This window comes from Bacillus sp. REN3 (genome assembly GCF_017912555.1).
Taxonomy (GTDB): domain Bacteria; phylum Bacillota; class Bacilli; order Bacillales; family Cytobacillaceae; genus Mesobacillus.
In genome coordinates this window covers 45,739-60,317 of sequence record NZ_JAERSD010000008.1, presented here as the reverse complement: position 1 = coordinate 60,317, position 14,579 = coordinate 45,739, and the positions used below count along the sequence as shown (strand labels likewise).

16 protein-coding genes are annotated in these 14,579 nt (G+C 44.1%); 15 read left to right on the top strand and 1 reads right to left on the bottom strand.

Annotated elements, in window-relative coordinates:
• Window positions 1-138: 138 nt before the first annotated feature.
• On the top strand, window positions 139-1,278 hold the full coding sequence (gene rpsA, locus JJQ88_RS09215; RefSeq protein WP_210365533.1) for a 30S ribosomal protein S1: 1,140 nt from the start codon (window positions 139-141) through the stop codon (window positions 1,276-1,278).
• An 11-nt stretch (window positions 1,279-1,289) separates the two neighbouring features.
• Complete coding sequence (fni, locus tag JJQ88_RS09210; protein WP_210365531.1) at window positions 1,290-2,351, top strand: type 2 isopentenyl-diphosphate Delta-isomerase; 1,062 nt, start codon at window positions 1,290-1,292, stop codon at window positions 2,349-2,351.
• A 54-nt stretch (window positions 2,352-2,405) separates the two neighbouring features.
• Here the strand turns inward: fni and JJQ88_RS09205 are convergent, their stop codons facing one another.
• The gene (locus JJQ88_RS09205; protein WP_210365529.1) at window positions 2,406-2,549 is read right to left on the bottom strand and encodes a YpzI family protein; all 144 of its coding nucleotides are present in this window, start codon (window positions 2,547-2,549) and stop codon (window positions 2,406-2,408) included.
• Between the two features lie 153 nt (window positions 2,550-2,702).
• Here JJQ88_RS09205 and JJQ88_RS09200 point away from each other — a divergent pair, with 153 nt between their 5' ends.
• The 13 genes from JJQ88_RS09200 (at window position 2,703) to JJQ88_RS09140 (ending at window position 14,439) form a co-directional block, all read left to right on the top strand.
• Window positions 2,703-3,314, top strand: coding sequence for a YphA family membrane protein (locus JJQ88_RS09200; RefSeq protein WP_210365527.1), 612 nt, complete (start codon window positions 2,703-2,705; stop codon window positions 3,312-3,314).
• Window positions 3,311-4,204, top strand: coding sequence for a YIEGIA family protein (locus tag JJQ88_RS09195; protein WP_210365526.1), 894 nt, complete (start codon window positions 3,311-3,313; stop codon window positions 4,202-4,204). Before JJQ88_RS09200 ends, JJQ88_RS09195 begins: the two co-directional genes overlap by 4 nt.
• Complete coding sequence (locus JJQ88_RS09190; protein WP_210365524.1) at window positions 4,201-4,386, top strand: capping complex subunit for YIEGIA; 186 nt, start codon at window positions 4,201-4,203, stop codon at window positions 4,384-4,386. Before JJQ88_RS09195 ends, JJQ88_RS09190 begins: the two co-directional genes overlap by 4 nt.
• Window positions 4,387-4,625: 239 nt before the next feature.
• The gene (gene der / locus JJQ88_RS09185) at window positions 4,626-5,936 is read left to right on the top strand and encodes a ribosome biogenesis GTPase Der (protein ID WP_210365522.1); all 1,311 of its coding nucleotides are present in this window, start codon (window positions 4,626-4,628) and stop codon (window positions 5,934-5,936) included.
• A 19-nt stretch (window positions 5,937-5,955) separates the two neighbouring features.
• On the top strand, window positions 5,956-7,005 hold the full coding sequence (locus JJQ88_RS09180; protein WP_210365520.1) for an NAD(P)H-dependent glycerol-3-phosphate dehydrogenase: 1,050 nt from the start codon (window positions 5,956-5,958) through the stop codon (window positions 7,003-7,005).
• A 261-nt stretch (window positions 7,006-7,266) separates the two neighbouring features.
• Window positions 7,267-7,467, top strand: coding sequence for a DUF2768 domain-containing protein (locus JJQ88_RS09175; RefSeq protein WP_210365518.1), 201 nt, complete (start codon window positions 7,267-7,269; stop codon window positions 7,465-7,467).
• A gap of 24 nt (window positions 7,468-7,491) precedes the next feature.
• A complete protein-coding gene (locus JJQ88_RS09170; protein ID WP_210365516.1) occupies window positions 7,492-8,202 on the top strand; it encodes a hypothetical protein in 711 nt (236 codons plus the stop codon).
• Between the two features lie 623 nt (window positions 8,203-8,825).
• Complete coding sequence (spoIVA, locus tag JJQ88_RS09165; protein WP_210365514.1) at window positions 8,826-10,304, top strand: stage IV sporulation protein A; 1,479 nt, start codon at window positions 8,826-8,828, stop codon at window positions 10,302-10,304.
• Window positions 10,305-11,046: 742 nt separating this feature from the next.
• On the top strand, window positions 11,047-11,319 hold the full coding sequence (locus JJQ88_RS09160; RefSeq protein WP_210365512.1) for an HU family DNA-binding protein: 273 nt from the start codon (window positions 11,047-11,049) through the stop codon (window positions 11,317-11,319).
• A gap of 489 nt (window positions 11,320-11,808) precedes the next feature.
• A complete protein-coding gene (gene folE, locus JJQ88_RS09155; protein WP_210365510.1) occupies window positions 11,809-12,375 on the top strand; it encodes a GTP cyclohydrolase I FolE in 567 nt (188 codons plus the stop codon).
• 51 nt (window positions 12,376-12,426) lie between these two features.
• Window positions 12,427-12,660: a trp RNA-binding attenuation protein MtrB gene (gene mtrB, locus JJQ88_RS09150; protein WP_210365508.1), complete on the top strand. Its 234-nt coding sequence runs from the start codon at window positions 12,427-12,429 to the stop codon at window positions 12,658-12,660.
• 229 nt (window positions 12,661-12,889) lie between these two features.
• Window positions 12,890-13,726: a heptaprenyl diphosphate synthase component 1 gene (locus tag JJQ88_RS09145; protein WP_349237117.1), complete on the top strand. Its 837-nt coding sequence runs from the start codon at window positions 12,890-12,892 to the stop codon at window positions 13,724-13,726.
• A gap of 5 nt (window positions 13,727-13,731) precedes the next feature.
• Window positions 13,732-14,439: a demethylmenaquinone methyltransferase gene (locus tag JJQ88_RS09140; RefSeq protein WP_210365504.1), complete on the top strand. Its 708-nt coding sequence runs from the start codon at window positions 13,732-13,734 to the stop codon at window positions 14,437-14,439.
• Window positions 14,440-14,579: the final 140 nt, after the last annotated feature.

Here is a 14,579-nt window from a genome sequence, read left to right as displayed (position 1 = left end):
AAAAAGCGTGTTTATAAGAAGTTATTAAGAAGAGATATTTTTAGAATTTTCACTTAGTATCTGGGTTATGTTACCAATGTGGTGCAGGCACCGCAAAGATATAATCTTGCAGCAGTCACGGATTAAGGAGGAGTACATATGTCAGAAGATATGAATCAAATCGAAGTAAGGAACTTTGAAGCGGGCGACCGTGTAAAAGGCCAGGTAACAAAAGTTGAAGAAAAGCAAGTTCTGGTCAACGTTGAAGGAAGCAAACTGGATGGAATCATTCCGATCAGCGAACTATCAAGCCTGCATATTGAAAAGGCTGAAGATGCAGTGTCGGTTGATGACGAACTGGAACTTGAAGTTCTGAAGGTAGAAGAAGAAGCTTTGATTCTATCAAAAAGGAAAGTAGATGCAGAAAAAGCCTGGGATGAACTGAAAGCCAAGTTCGAAAGCGGCGAAGTGTTCGAAGCAGAAGTGAAAGATGTTGTAAAGGGCGGCCTTGTCGTTGATTTAGGCGTCCGCGGTTTTGTACCTGCATCCCTTGTCGAATCGCATTTCGTTGAAGATTTCTCCGATTACAAAGGGAAAACACTCACTTTTAAAATCGTTGAGCTAGAACAGGAAAAAAACCGGCTCATCCTATCCCATCGTGCGGTCGTCGAAGAAGAGCAGGGCAAGAAAAAACAAGACATGCTGGATTCACTGCAGGCCGGTCAAGTAATTGAAGGAACAGTACAAAGAATCACTGATTTCGGTGCTTTCGTTGATATTGGCGGTGTTGATGGATTGGTCCATATTTCCCAGCTTTCGCATGAGCATGTGGAAAAACCTTCGGACGTTGTTGAAGAGGGGCAGAAGGTACAGGTCAAGGTTCTGAGCGTGGACCGCGACAATGAACGGATTTCTCTGTCAATCAAGGAGACCTTGCCTGGACCATGGGCTGATATTGAGGAGAAAGCACCTAAAGGTAGTACTCTTGAAGGGACTGTGAGACGCCTTGTATCCTACGGCGCATTCGTTGAAGTGTTCCCGGGCGTTGAAGGGCTTGTCCATATCTCGCAAATTTCACACAAGCATATTGGTACACCGCATGAAGTCCTGAACGAAGGGCAGAATGTTAAAGTGAAGGTGCTCGATGTGAATAAGGCTGATCAGAGACTGTCTCTGAGCATGAAAGATTTTGAAGAGCGGGAAACGAATGAAGCAACCGACTATGAACTTCCCGAAGAATCAAAAGGTTTCAGCCTAGGGGATATGATTGGAGATAAATTGAAGAATCTGAAACAGTAACGGTGATAGTGGTGGAGAGATCAAAACGGAAATGGGATCATATTGAATATGCCCTTGAAACTGGCCAGAAACGGCTTACCGGTTTTGATGATATTAAATTTGTCCACCAAAGCCTGCCTGATACAAATCTTGGTTCAATAGGATTGCGAACAAAAATTGGCGAACTTTCTTTAAGTTCGCCAATTTTTATCAATGCGATGACAGGCGGCGGTGGGGAAAAGACATATCGGATCAATCGGGAACTAGCAGTTGCAGCAAGGGAGACAGATTGTGCCATTGCTGTTGGATCACAAATGTCTGCGCTAAAAGACCCGGCGGAACGGCGGACATATGAAGTGGTAAGGAAAGAGCACCCTAACGGAATCATCCTCGCTAATTTAGGCAGTGAAGCGACGGTGAAGCAGGCTGAGGACGCAGTTGAAATGATTGAGGCGGATGGCATCCAAATCCACCTGAATGTGATCCAGGAATTGACCATGCCTGAAGGTGACCGAAACTTCCATGGAGCTTTGGAACGAATCACCGAAATCAACCAGCTTTTAAACATTCCGGTAATTGTAAAGGAAGTAGGGTTTGGCTTGGGTTCGGAAACAGCTGTCTTGCTTGCCGCTAATGGTATCCGCCATATCGATATCGGCGGATTTGGCGGAACGAATTTTGCAGCCATCGAAAATAAAAGAAGGAGCCGGACAATGGATTTCTTTAATGACTGGGGAATCCCGACTGCTGCATCTCTCGTAGAAGTGAAATCGGCGTCCGACGCCCTCTCTGTCATTGCATCAGGGGGAGTTCAAACGAGTCTTGATATCCTTAAAGCTCTTTCATTGGGTGCTGAAGCAGCAGGATTGGCAGGATTTTTATTGAAGATTCTTCTCGAACAAGGAACGGGAAAACTAATCGACGAAATCTTGTTGATCAAAGAAGAAATGTCCATCATGATGACTGCCCTAGGAGCAGGCAGTATAAGGGACCTTAATCGTGTTCCGCTTGTCATTTCAGGTGAAACTTATCATTGGCTGGAACAAAGAGGAATCAATACGAAAAAGTTCAGCCAGCGCCATTCTGAAAAATGAAAGCCCCTGCAATCCACACCTGCAAGGGCTTTCTTTTTTTATGGAAAAAATATATCAGCTTTGTTTGCCATCATTCATCAATCTCGCTTCTTTGGGGCTTTGAAGCCTTGTGGCACCAGAGAAATGCAATGCCTGGTCACGATCCGATTCTACTCTGCCGCTCATTTTCATTTTTTTTTCTTGTCTGTCCTTCCCCATCTTCCCACCTCCTTTTTATCTATTGTAAAAACCTGTATTTCACATCGGCCCTTCCATTCCTGCATTCTTATCATGGAACATGATAAAAAGTTTATGCACGAAAGATTAAAGTACATAGGCAATTGCCATAATGGAAATGATAGGAGGGGAAGAATGGAAGGACTTTACTTTTACTGGTTTGCTTGGATTGGCTGGACATGGGTCACTTTTTTCATGGCGAAAAAAAACCCCGCTCGGACGACCATCGCTGTCTGGATGCTATTAGCGATGATTGCTGCACCATATAAAATGACGATTTCAACTATTACAATTCATGGATCAGGTGTGGTCAGCAGCCTGTTTTTATTGTTGGAGACAAGGAGAATGAATCGGAAGGGATTTTTGTTTCTTTTCCTTTCCTCGTTCATCATCATGCTGGCGCATGCCAGCTTTTTGCTGTTCGAGATGCTTGATCCTGTATGGGTCATCCTGGACCGTAGAATCTTGCTTGCTGGCTCCATTGTCTATCTGGCGATTCTGCTTCAAAAGAGTGGCTACAATAGAGGACTAGTGCTGATAGCAGGCTCATTGCAGGGGGAAGTTCTTTACGCAGCGGTATTGGAAAGGTATGGTTTCCCATACTTTGTAGCTTCCCTGGAATATCTTGATGTCCTGATCATTTCCTTGGCTGTTCTTTTTGTGTGGTCAAAATTGGAATCTGTGATTGCCGCATTATCCGGCAGCATTATTACCCATACTGAAGGGGAGGAGCACAAACCATCATGAATGAATACACTTTGCCAATTGTTTTTGGGATTGCAGCTGGAACGCTAGCAAGGCTGTTTATGCTGAGAACAGACTACCGTCAATATCCAACATATTTGCATGGCAAGATCATTCATATTGCCTTAGGTTTCATTGCGGCCGGGCTTGGTACTGTGGCCGGTCCTGCTATAATGGAGGAGGAGTTCACCGCTATCACATTCCTGACTTTGGCTGCCTCGCAATTCAGGGAGGTCAGGAATATGGAGAGGAATACATTGACCGAATTGGACAGCTATGAGCTCGTTACAAGAGGTAAGACGTATATCGAAGGGATAGCCATAGCGTTTGAAAGCAGGAATTATCTCGTGATCTTCACATCTCTTGTAAGTACGATAGCCTACTTGATTTTTAATTTTTGGATTGCGATGATTGTCGCCCTCGCTGCATTTTTTATCTGTAAACAGTTGATGTCCGGATCGAAATTGAAAAATATCGTGGAAATAGAATATGTTGAACCCAGGTTCGAGGGAGCAGGGTTATATGTAGATAATATCTATATCATGAATATTGGTCTTCCTGAAAGGCAAAAGGAAGTACTCCGTTATGGGATGGGTTTCATCTTGAAACCGAAGAATATGAATGCCCGTACTACTATTGCGAATCTTGGACAGAGACAGGCTATATTGTATGATCTGTCCACTGCGCTGGGGGTTTACCGGGATTCAGGCACCCCAGCTCTTGTACCCCTGGCGAAACGGGATCTCGAGGATGGAAGGGTAGCAGTATTTGTCCTTCCTCAGGAACGTGATATAGAAAGAGCCATTACTGTCATCGGTGCTGTGCCAACATTGGAAAATGCAATCAGGATGCCCTCTGAGAAAAAAGCTTCTGAAGGGGGTGCCGTGAAGTGATCCTTGATAAATTCATCCTCGCCATCATTACTACCAATCCTCAAAAGACACCGGCAGGCGCAGCTGTTTTCCATTGCGATACCCGGGAAGAGATGGAAACGCTCGCAACAAATCTTGAAGCGATCCTCGATGGGATTGCTCATGCGCTTACAGAAGAGCTTTACATCATTGTAAAACACTGACCTGAATGTTTTCATTGCCTGGGTACTGTGATGTTTGATAAACTTATTAAGCCAGACCCTTCTGTCAAGAGAAGGGTTTATTTTATAAGCCTCTCTTTTGTGCATTGCGGCTCTTATGAAAGTGGGACAGCCGTTATTTAATATGCCATTTAACAGATTTTATTTTAAAATGAAATAGAAGATTTTTCTTAGGGCCGGGGGCTGTGGCCAGCATTATAGAAATGGAAAGGGTGATGTTCATGACGAAACCAGTGGTTGCCATCGTAGGGCGTCCGAATGTCGGCAAATCTACGATATTTAATCGCATCGTTGGTGAACGTATTTCGATCGTAGAAGATGTTCCTGGAGTTACAAGGGATCGGATATACAGCTCAGCTGAATGGCTGACACATGAATTCAATATTATTGATACAGGTGGAATTGATTTAGGGGACGAGCCGTTTCTAGATCAAATCCGGCAGCAGGCTGAAATTGCGATTGATGAGGCCGATGTGATCATTTTCCTCGTGAATGGCCGCGAGGGTGTGACAGCTGCCGATGAGGAGGTTGCGAAAATCCTCTATCGTTCGAACAAGCCTGTAGTCCTGGCTGTCAACAAGATTGACAATCCAGATATGAAAGATTTTATTTATGATTTTTATGCTTTAGGCTTCGGTGAACCAATGCCGATTTCTGGTTCCCATGGATTGGGGCTGGGAGACTTGCTTGACGAGGCGGCAAAGCATTTCCCAAAGGCAGCTGACGGTGAGTATGACAAGGATGCAATAAAATTTTCATTGATTGGCCGCCCGAATGTTGGAAAGTCCTCACTTGTGAATGCCATTCTCGGGGAACAGCGGGTGATTGTCAGTGATATTGCCGGCACGACCAGGGATGCGATCGACTCCGAGGTAACGTATGATGGACAAAAATATATCATCATTGACACGGCAGGGATGAGAAAAAAAGGAAAGGTTTACGAGACGACTGAAAAATACAGTGTACTACGGGCATTGAGAGCAATCGAACGTTCAGATGTCGTACTTGTTGTCATCAACGCCGAAGAAGGTATCATTGAACAGGATAAGCATATTGCCGGCTATGCTGAAGAAGCTGGCAGGGCGGTCATCATTGTCGTAAATAAATGGGACGCAATCGATAAAGATGAAAAGACAATGAAGGAATTCGAAGAAAAGATAAGGAGCCATTTCCAGTTCCTGAGCTATGCGCCGATTGTCTTTTTGTCAGCCAAGACGAAAAAACGCATCCATACGCTGATGCCGATGATCAATATGGCAAGTGAGAACCATTCGATGAGGGTGCAGACAAATATACTGAACGAGGTAATCATGGATGCAGTTGCAATGAATCCTACGCCTACCGATAAAGGGAGGAGGCTGAAGATCTTTTATGCAACCCAAGTATCTGTGAAGCCGCCGACATTCGTCATTTTCGTCAATGAACCTGAGCTATTGCATTTTTCTTATGAACGGTTCCTTGAGAACAGGATCCGGGATGCTTTTGATTTCACAGGAACGCCAATCAAGATATTCGCCAGGGAAAGAAAATAATGTAAAGGTAGTGGTTTGAATGGAACGGAAGAGAGAAAAAGTAGCTGTTCTCGGTGCCGGAAGCTGGGGAACGGCCTTAGCCATGGTCCTGGCAGACAATGGCCATGAAGTTCGCCTATGGGGACACAATCCTGTCCAAATAGACGAAATCAATCAATTCCATACAAATAAAAAATATTTGCCGGAAATCGAATTACCCTCGGGCATTATTGGCTATTCCTCCCTCAAAGAGGCCTTGGAAGGAATCGAGACGGTTATTTTGGCAGTGCCGACCAAAGCCATTCGGGAAGTGCTCGGGAAAATGGCAGAAGTCTATATGCAACCGCTGCTCATCGTCCATGTGAGCAAAGGGATCGAACCTGATACGCTCATGAGGATTTCAGAAATGATTGAAGAGGAGGCTTCCCCAGAGATGCTCCAGGGGATTGTCGTCCTTTCCGGCCCAAGCCATGCCGAAGAGGTCAGCCTCCGCCATCCGACGACGGTTACAGTATCATCGAAGAACATGGAATACGCTGAAAAAATCCAGGATCTTTTTATCAATAATCATTTCAGGGTCTATACTAATGCTGATTTAATTGGCGTGGAGATTGGCGGAGCATTGAAGAATATCATTGCTTTGGCTGCAGGTATATCCGACGGCCTGGGATATGGCGACAATGCCAAATCAGCCCTGATAACGAGAGGGCTAGCGGAAATCGCCCGCCTGGGGGTCAAGATGGGGGCAAGCCCATTGACATTCTCCGGCCTTACAGGAATTGGAGATTTGATTGTCACTTGCACAAGTGTGCATTCAAGGAACTGGAGAGCAGGAAATTTGCTTGGGAGAGGGCATAACCTGGAAGAGGTCCTTGAAAATATGGGAATGGTCGTTGAAGGCGTCAGGACGACAAAGGCAGCCTACCAGCTTGCCCGGGAGTTCGAAGTGAAGATGCCAATTACGGATGCGCTCTATGATATCCTCTTCAATGGGGTCAATCCAAAGGATGCTGTGGACGATTTGATGACCCGGCAGAAAAAGCATGAGATGGAGGATTTGACGAATATCCTTGAAGATCGCGCCGATTAAGAAAAATTCCAAAAAGAATCCTGATTTATATAGGCATTCGAGGATGCGCTTTTCCTTCCGGCTGCATAAAATGCATCGAAGCAAACTAGTGGTTTGAACTGGGTCAAAGGGTATTTAGTCGTTTTTGGGCTGAAGTAAAGTTGCCGCCCCTTCTTTACTTCAGTTTTTTTGTGCCTGAACTTGTACATACCGAAGATTCTTTTTGTTAACTTGGTTGGAGCATGTGTTATAATACATCTCGGAAAAGGGGGAGGGGTTACTTTGTCACCTGCACTGCTTAAAATGTACATTTCTTTTGCTGCAATGGGCTCGATGATGCTGTCGCTTGTTGCTATCTATTTTAGCCGTTTCAAGCTAAAAGGCTTTTTGAAGGTCCTTACTGCCATCATCGCGTATGTATTGATGATCATCGCTGGCCTGATAATCTTTTTTGTCGTTTTCAGCGGCCCTACAAATGAATAAAAATAAATCAAAGGGTTGGGGTTCATGAGAAAAATACGTATTTATCTGCCTTTCATTCTTGCATCATTCATATTGACTGGCTGTATGTATCCAGAAGAAAACCTTGTTCAGAATCAGGTTCCATATAAAGACCAGGTAGAAAGTGTCCAATCTGCGGTGAACCAGTTCCAGGCTGCCAATGGCGGGATTTTGCCCATTAAGACGAAAGACGCCGAAACACCGATCTATCAAAAATATCCAATAGACTTCCCGAAAATCGTTCCTGAGTACCTTGCAGAACCGCCTGGAAATTCATACGAAAATGGGGGAATCTATCAATACGTCTTAGTGGATGTGGAAACAAAGCCCACTGTCAAGCTGCTGGACCTGAGGATGGCAGAAACGATCCGGGAAATCAAGCAGCGGATCAAAGCAAGCGGTTATCCGCCATTCAAAAAAAAGATCGCCGATAATTTGTACACATTGGACTTCAAGAAAATAGGGTATAAAGAGGAACCTGTGGCTGTCAGTCCTTTTACAGGTGATAACCTGCACTTCATTATTTCGACCGATGCTGAAATATACATCGATTATAGAAGTGACTTATTCAAAACAATCAAATCTTCGAAACAGGAGATCAAAGAAGGAGAAGATATCCGCTATCTCCTTCTGGATGATTCAATGTTCGTCCCGGCTTACTCTTTGCCGTATACTATTGACATGAAGACCGGTGAACCAATCTTTTTGGCAAAATAGTCATAACCCTTCCGCTGCAAAATATATTGTAGTAGAAGGGCTTTTTTTGTCTTTGGCGGGGTTTATGCACCAAATTGATTTTCCTGGGAATGCAGGTTGGAACTGAAAAGCCGGGAGTCAGCATGGAAGTATAGCCCCAGCCCTGTCCCAAAACAAAATTCGATTGTTCCCATAAAGGAAAACAATCATGTTTTTAAAAAAATGAAGGGGGTTAAAAACAGACTTATCTAAATGTATTGTTGACAGCTTCTTGAGGAAGAATCAATAGGTGTTTAGCAGCGCAAGATGTCCATAATGGAACGGGAGTGGTTCCAACCGTAATATTTAAAATGATTTCCAACAATAAAAAATGGCTGTGTTAAAGCTGAATGTTGTTTTTAAAAGAGTTGATTGGAACGGAAGGGACTGACTCCTGCAGGATGCAGGGACAAGGTGGAGACCCCACCGGCGCCCCGCGGAAAGCATGTCCCTGGAGTGGAAATCACACCCGAGTTTAACAGAGCCAAAAAAATAAATAAATAAATGTCATATCGTGATAGGACAACATCATAAATATATACTGTCCCAGATTACTAATTTGGATGATATTATTCCCACTAACTCTATGATCGGGAGGGGATCTTTTGGAAAAGGTAGATATTTTCAAGGATATCGCTGAAAGGACTGGCGGCGATATTTACCTGGGGGTTGTAGGTGCAGTGCGCACCGGAAAATCAACGTTCATTAAAAAATTCATGGAGCTGGTCGTTTTACCAAATATCAATAACGAAGCAGAGCGGGCAAGGGCACTTGATGAACTGCCGCAAAGCGCAGCTGGTAAAACCATCATGACGACAGAGCCTAAGTTTGTACCGAACCAGGCAGCATCCGTCCATGTGGATGAAGGACTTGATGTCAATATCAGGCTGGTGGACTGCGTTGGCTACACCGTTCCTGGCGCGAAGGGATATGAGGATGAAAATGGACCAAGGATGATCAATACACCTTGGTACGAAGAGCCCATTCCCTTCCACGAGGCAGCAGAAATTGGAACGAGGAAGGTGATCCAGGAACATTCCACGCTTGGTGTAGTGATCACAACTGATGGCACAATAGGGGAAATTCCCAGGCAGGATTATATCCTGGCCGAGGAAAGAGTGATCGAGGAGCTAAAGGAAGTTGGAAAGCCCTTTATTATCGTGATCAACAGCGCGCAGCCATATCACCCAAATACAGAAACATTGCGTTCGCAGCTGGCCGATAAATATGATATTCCTGTGTTGGCAATGAGCGTTGAAAGCATGAGGGAATCGGATGTCCTCAATGTAATGCGGGAAGCGCTGTATGAATTCCCGGTTCTTGAAGTGAATGTCAATCTGCCTAGCTGGGTGATGGTACTTCGTGAAAATCACTGGTTGCGTGAAAGCTACCAGGAAGCTGTGAAAGAAACAGTGAAAGATATCAAAAGGCTAAGGGATGTTGACCGGGTAGTCAATCAATTCAGCGATTTCGAATTCATAGACCGTGCCGGGCTGGCAGGAATCGAAATGGGCCAGGGTGTGGCAGAAATCGATTTGTATGCTCCGGATCACCTTTACGATGAAATCTTGCAGGAAATAGTAGGCGTCGAAATTAGGGGAAAGGACCATCTGCTGGAATTGATGCAAGAATTCGCGTACGCAAAGGCAGAGTTCGACCAAATCTCTGACGCGTTGAAGATGGTAAAACAAACGGGATACGGGATTGCCTCTCCGTCACTTTCTGACATGAGCCTTGAAGAACCGGAAATCATCCGTCAGGGTTCCCGCTTCGGGGTAAGGCTGAGAGCAGTTGCGCCATCGATCCACATGATCAAAGTGGATGTAGAATCTGAGTTCTCGCCAATCATTGGTACAGAGAAGCAAAGTGAAGAGCTAGTCCGTTATTTGATGCAGGATTTTGAAGATGACCCGCTTTCAATCTGGAATTCTGATATTTTTGGCAGGAGCCTTAGCTCAATAGTACGTGAAGGCATTTCCGCAAAGCTTGGCTTGATGCCTGAAAATGCCCGCTACAAATTGAAAGAAACACTAGAAAGAATCATTAATGAAGGCTCTGGCGGCTTGATTGCCATCATCCTGTGACGGGACTCCTTATCGGAGTCTTTTTTGTTTATAAGAATTGCTCCCTTGAACTAAATACAGGCCAAAAGGATTCTCGATCGAAGCCTTTTGCTGTCCTTTCCAGGCAGCTTTGCTGGCGCGCTGTCCATTAAGCCTGCGGAATGCGGATGATGACTGGAAGAGAAATATCCTGAATGCTTTCAGTTTGCCATGGAACAAAGCTTGGTGTCGGTATCCTGGAAAGGAGGAGAGTCCTGAGAATGGAAATAGGCTAAGCAGCTAATAACCTTTGCTTTTAAACAAGGGAATTTTAAGGCCAGGTGTTTATTTCTTAAACTTCTTGATTGGAGCCGAGCGCACTTTCTCCGAAAGTGAGTGGCTGGAGCTGAAATAATCCGTTAAATTCAGCTCTCCTATAAACAAAGATGTTTTAAAATTTTCATTCAGGGTAAGAAATAACCGTGAACATGAGGACAAGATATTACAATTGTGTTTCAAATAAGAAAAGATTCCCATTATTTCTTGAAATTATCTTGATAAGAGGAATACATTGTGATAATCTTTTAACAGAATTAGCGTTGTAGCCCTTCAGCCCTTATGCAACAAAGGTTTCAGGGGATTTGGGATAATATTCCACCTTTTTTTGGGAAGGTCGGAAAGAAAATCCCGGAACAACGTATAGAATTCATCTATTTTGTTTAGAAATGTAGTAATCAAGCTTTATTTCTGAGCAATGCGATCTCTTTGGGAGGAGGTGAATGGCATGAACAAAACAGAACTTATCAATGCGGTAGCGGAAGCTAGCGAGCTTTCCAAGAAAGATGCAACTAAAGCGGTTGACGCGGTTTTTGAATCTATCTTGAATGCATTAAAAGATGGTGAAAAGGTGCAGTTGATCGGTTTTGGTAACTTCGAAGTTCGTGAGCGTGCAGCCCGTAAAGGTCGCAACCCACAAACTGGCGATGAAATCGAAATCTCTGCAAGCAAAGTGCCTGCTTTCAAACCTGGCAAAGCGCTTAAGGATGCAGTGAAATAATTACATACGACGCAATGAGCGTATGCTTGAGTAAAAAGACCCTAGAGGATTAGGGCTGTTGAAAAAGTCTATCTAATAAAATGCAGAACTCCACCAGACAGTAAGGGGTTCTGCATTTTTCATTTTTAAATAGGAAATTTTCATCAAGGAAAACCTCAACGAAGTCCCAGTATGAAAGTATCGGGAAAGTCGCAGCCTGCTTCAGGGCTCGAGTGCCGGCAGGTTTCCATTCGCTTCACCATTATCTAATAAAAGCGATAGATCCAGTTGACAGCAATGCAATCAATCCAGCATTGGCCCTAAGCATGCAATGGGCATGAAGCAAAACGGGCGTGGGTGCCTGTTTACAGACTTTTTGAGCACATTCTGCAATCAAAACCTTTTGCTTGCATGGAAATGGATATGCTAAGATGAAAATATTATAATCAAATAGTATGATGTTTAAATCTGATTATAAAGATTTAGATGGATTTTTAGGAGGAAAAGAAGATGGCGAATGTCAATCGTGCCCAAATCGAAGAGGCGGTGCGTTTAATATTGGAAGCAGTCGGTGAAGATCCGAATCGGGAAGGGCTGCTGGATACTCCAAAGCGTGTAGCAAGAATGTATGAAGAGGTTTTTTCAGGATTGAATCAGGATCCAAAACAGTATTTTGAAACGATTTTTGGCGAAGATCATGAGGAATTGGTTCTGGTCAAAGATATTCCATTTTATTCAATGTGCGAACATCATCTTGTTCCGTTTTTCGGAAAAGCACATGTAGCCTATATCCCAAGGGGAGGAAAAGTTACCGGATTAAGCAAGCTGGCAAGGGCTGTTGAAGCTGTTGCCAAAAGGCCGCAGCTTCAAGAAAGGATTACCGCTACAATCGCAAATTCAATCATGGAAAAGCTTGACCCGCACGGTGTGATGGTTGTTGTTGAAGCAGAGCATATGTGCATGACGATGAGGGGAGTAAAGAAACCTGGTTCCAAAACTGTGACATCGGCAGTACGCGGTACATTGGCTGAGGATGTCAATGCCCGTTCAGAAATCCTTTCTTTGATAAAAGGATGATTCAGCTAGTCAGCTCGAGCGTTTAATCTTGCCGCAAAGGGGATGCTGGGTATGGATAAAAAATCCAATGCGAATACTGATTATGTTGTGATCAAGGCAATCGATGATGGGGTGAATGTCATTGGTCTTACCAGAGGGACAGATACTAGATTCCATCATTCAGAAAAGCTTGACAAAGGTGAAGTGATGATCGCCCAATTCACGGAGCATACATCCGCAATCAAAATCAGGGGACACGCGAAAATCACTACTCCTTTCGGGGAAGTAGAGAGCGAGAAAAAATAAAAGTCATGAAATTCAACTTTTTTGTTACAGTTGCCTTGATTCTTATCGGCAGAACGACTTTTAATTTTCAATAACACGTTCATGTTAAGGGCATTTATGATATAATTGTCACTGCCTTGGATGTCCGGTAAAAATGCAAATCAGCAGTGAAGGCCCTTTTTTTATGTCTGCTTTATCTGATTCGACATGTTTTGCACACGGTAATCCACTACAAATAAGGGGAACAAGGGTGATTTATTTGCAAGACTTAGAAATGAAATTAATCGGCATCAGAGAACTACTGATTCAAAAACTTTCACATCCCTATCTGCTGGAGCATGTAGAAGCTCCTGTCATAGATGACGATAGGCTATTGCTGCTAATTTCTCTGTTAGACCAGTCTGGCTTGAAGCAAGATGAAATGGAGACATACACCATCACTACCATGCTCCTGCAAATTGCCCTTGATACCCATGAACATGTCGAGAATTCACGTAATGATGAAACGGATGACAGCTTGAAAAAACGCCAGCTCACAGTGCTTGCGGGAATATATTTCAGCGGATTGTATTATAAGCTTCTTGCGGAAACCGATGATGTCAGGATGATCAAGCAGCTGGCTGCCGGTGTAAAAGAAGTCAATGAACATAAAATCGCTGTGTACCAAAAGGAAACGGAAGCGATTGATAAATTGATGGAAAGCATCAAATTGATCGAATCGACTTTGTTTGGAAAAGTAGCTGATCATTTCAATTCCACGGAATGGCATGATTTCGCCGCCAATTGGCTTTTTGTCAAAAGGCTGATCGTGGAACAGAAGAAATTCATCCAATCGGGAGGCTCCCTTTTGTTTGATGTCCTGAAGAAACTTGCGCTGCCAAAACTAGAACCGAGTGCTGGCGACCTATCCCCGGAACAGAAAAAATTCCTGTTGTCGATCACCACGAAGTATATTGAGTTTTCGATGTCTTTGTTAGAGAAAGCTTTGAAGAGGCTCCCGGGAAAGAACAGCCTGCTGATCGATCGTATTAAGTCAATCGCAGGGCAGCACCAGTCGATGTCTAAAAAAATCGCGGAGGAAGGGTAACAGATATGCAGCAATCGAAAGAAGAACGAGTTCATGGAGTCTTCGAGAAAATATACGAAAATTATGATCAGATGAATTCCGTCATCAGCTTTCAGCAGCATATTAAGTGGCGCAACGACACTATGAAAAAAATGGATGTCAAAAAAGGCGCTACGGCCCTTGATGTATGCTGCGGAACTGCAGATTGGACAATCGCTTTGGCGGAAGCAGCTGGCCCCGAAGGAAAGGTTATCGGCCTGGATTTCAGCAAGAATATGCTGAAAATCGGGGAAGAGAAACTGAAGGAACGCGGGCTTAGCAAAGTCGAGCTGATCCATGGCAATGCAATGGAATTGCCTTTTGAAGATAATACCTTTGATTTCGTCACAATCGGTTTTGGCTTGCGGAATGTCCCGGATTACAACCAGGTACTCCGTGAAATGTATCGTGTTGTAAAACCTGGAGGAATGGCTGTTTGTCTAGAGACCTCCCAGCCGACCATGGTTGGTTTCAAACAGGCTTACCGTTTTTATTTCCGATTCATCATGCCTCTCTTTGGCAAACTGTTCGCCAAGAGTTATAAGGAATATTCATGGCTCCAGGAATCTGCCAAGGAATTTCCGGGCATGAAGGAACTTGCCAAAATGTTTTCCGATGCAGGTTTTGCTAATGTAGAATACAAGCCATTCAGCGGCGGGGTCGCTGCTGTCCACATCGGCCGCAAACAAAAATGAACGTTGCTGGCTGCCTTTTCTTGTTCGCTCGGCTGAGAAGGTCAGCCTGCTTTTATTTAGGGTCCTTGATGGCCCAAAAAGCCGCAGCAAATAAAATTCCTCCTGTAAGGCCTCCATTGGTGAATGGTGTATCCATAGTG

Bases quoted from the DNA above. Each gene is read 5' to 3' on its own strand.
- JJQ88_RS09160 (WP_210365512.1), top strand. From the start codon at position 11,047: ATGAACAAAACAGAACTTATCAATGCGGTAGCGGAAGCTAGCGAGCTT.
- rpsA (WP_210365533.1), top strand. From the start codon at position 139: ATGTCAGAAGATATGAATCAAATCGAAGTAAGGAACTTTGAAGCGGGC.
- JJQ88_RS09170 (WP_210365516.1), top strand. From the start codon at position 7,492: ATGAGAAAAATACGTATTTATCTGCCTTTCATTCTTGCATCATTCATA.
- folE (WP_210365510.1), top strand. From the start codon at position 11,809: ATGGCGAATGTCAATCGTGCCCAAATCGAAGAGGCGGTGCGTTTAATA.
- der (WP_210365522.1), top strand. From the start codon at position 4,626: ATGACGAAACCAGTGGTTGCCATCGTAGGGCGTCCGAATGTCGGCAAA.
- mtrB (WP_210365508.1), top strand. From the start codon at position 12,427: ATGGATAAAAAATCCAATGCGAATACTGATTATGTTGTGATCAAGGCA.
- JJQ88_RS09140 (WP_210365504.1), top strand. From the start codon at position 13,732: ATGCAGCAATCGAAAGAAGAACGAGTTCATGGAGTCTTCGAGAAAATA.
- JJQ88_RS09205 (WP_210365529.1), bottom strand. From the start codon at position 2,549: ATGGGGAAGGACAGACAAGAAAAAAAAATGAAAATGAGCGGCAGAGTA.
- JJQ88_RS09200 (WP_210365527.1), top strand. From the start codon at position 2,703: ATGGAAGGACTTTACTTTTACTGGTTTGCTTGGATTGGCTGGACATGG.
- JJQ88_RS09195 (WP_210365526.1), top strand. From the start codon at position 3,311: ATGAATGAATACACTTTGCCAATTGTTTTTGGGATTGCAGCTGGAACG.
- JJQ88_RS09180 (WP_210365520.1), top strand. From the start codon at position 5,956: ATGGAACGGAAGAGAGAAAAAGTAGCTGTTCTCGGTGCCGGAAGCTGG.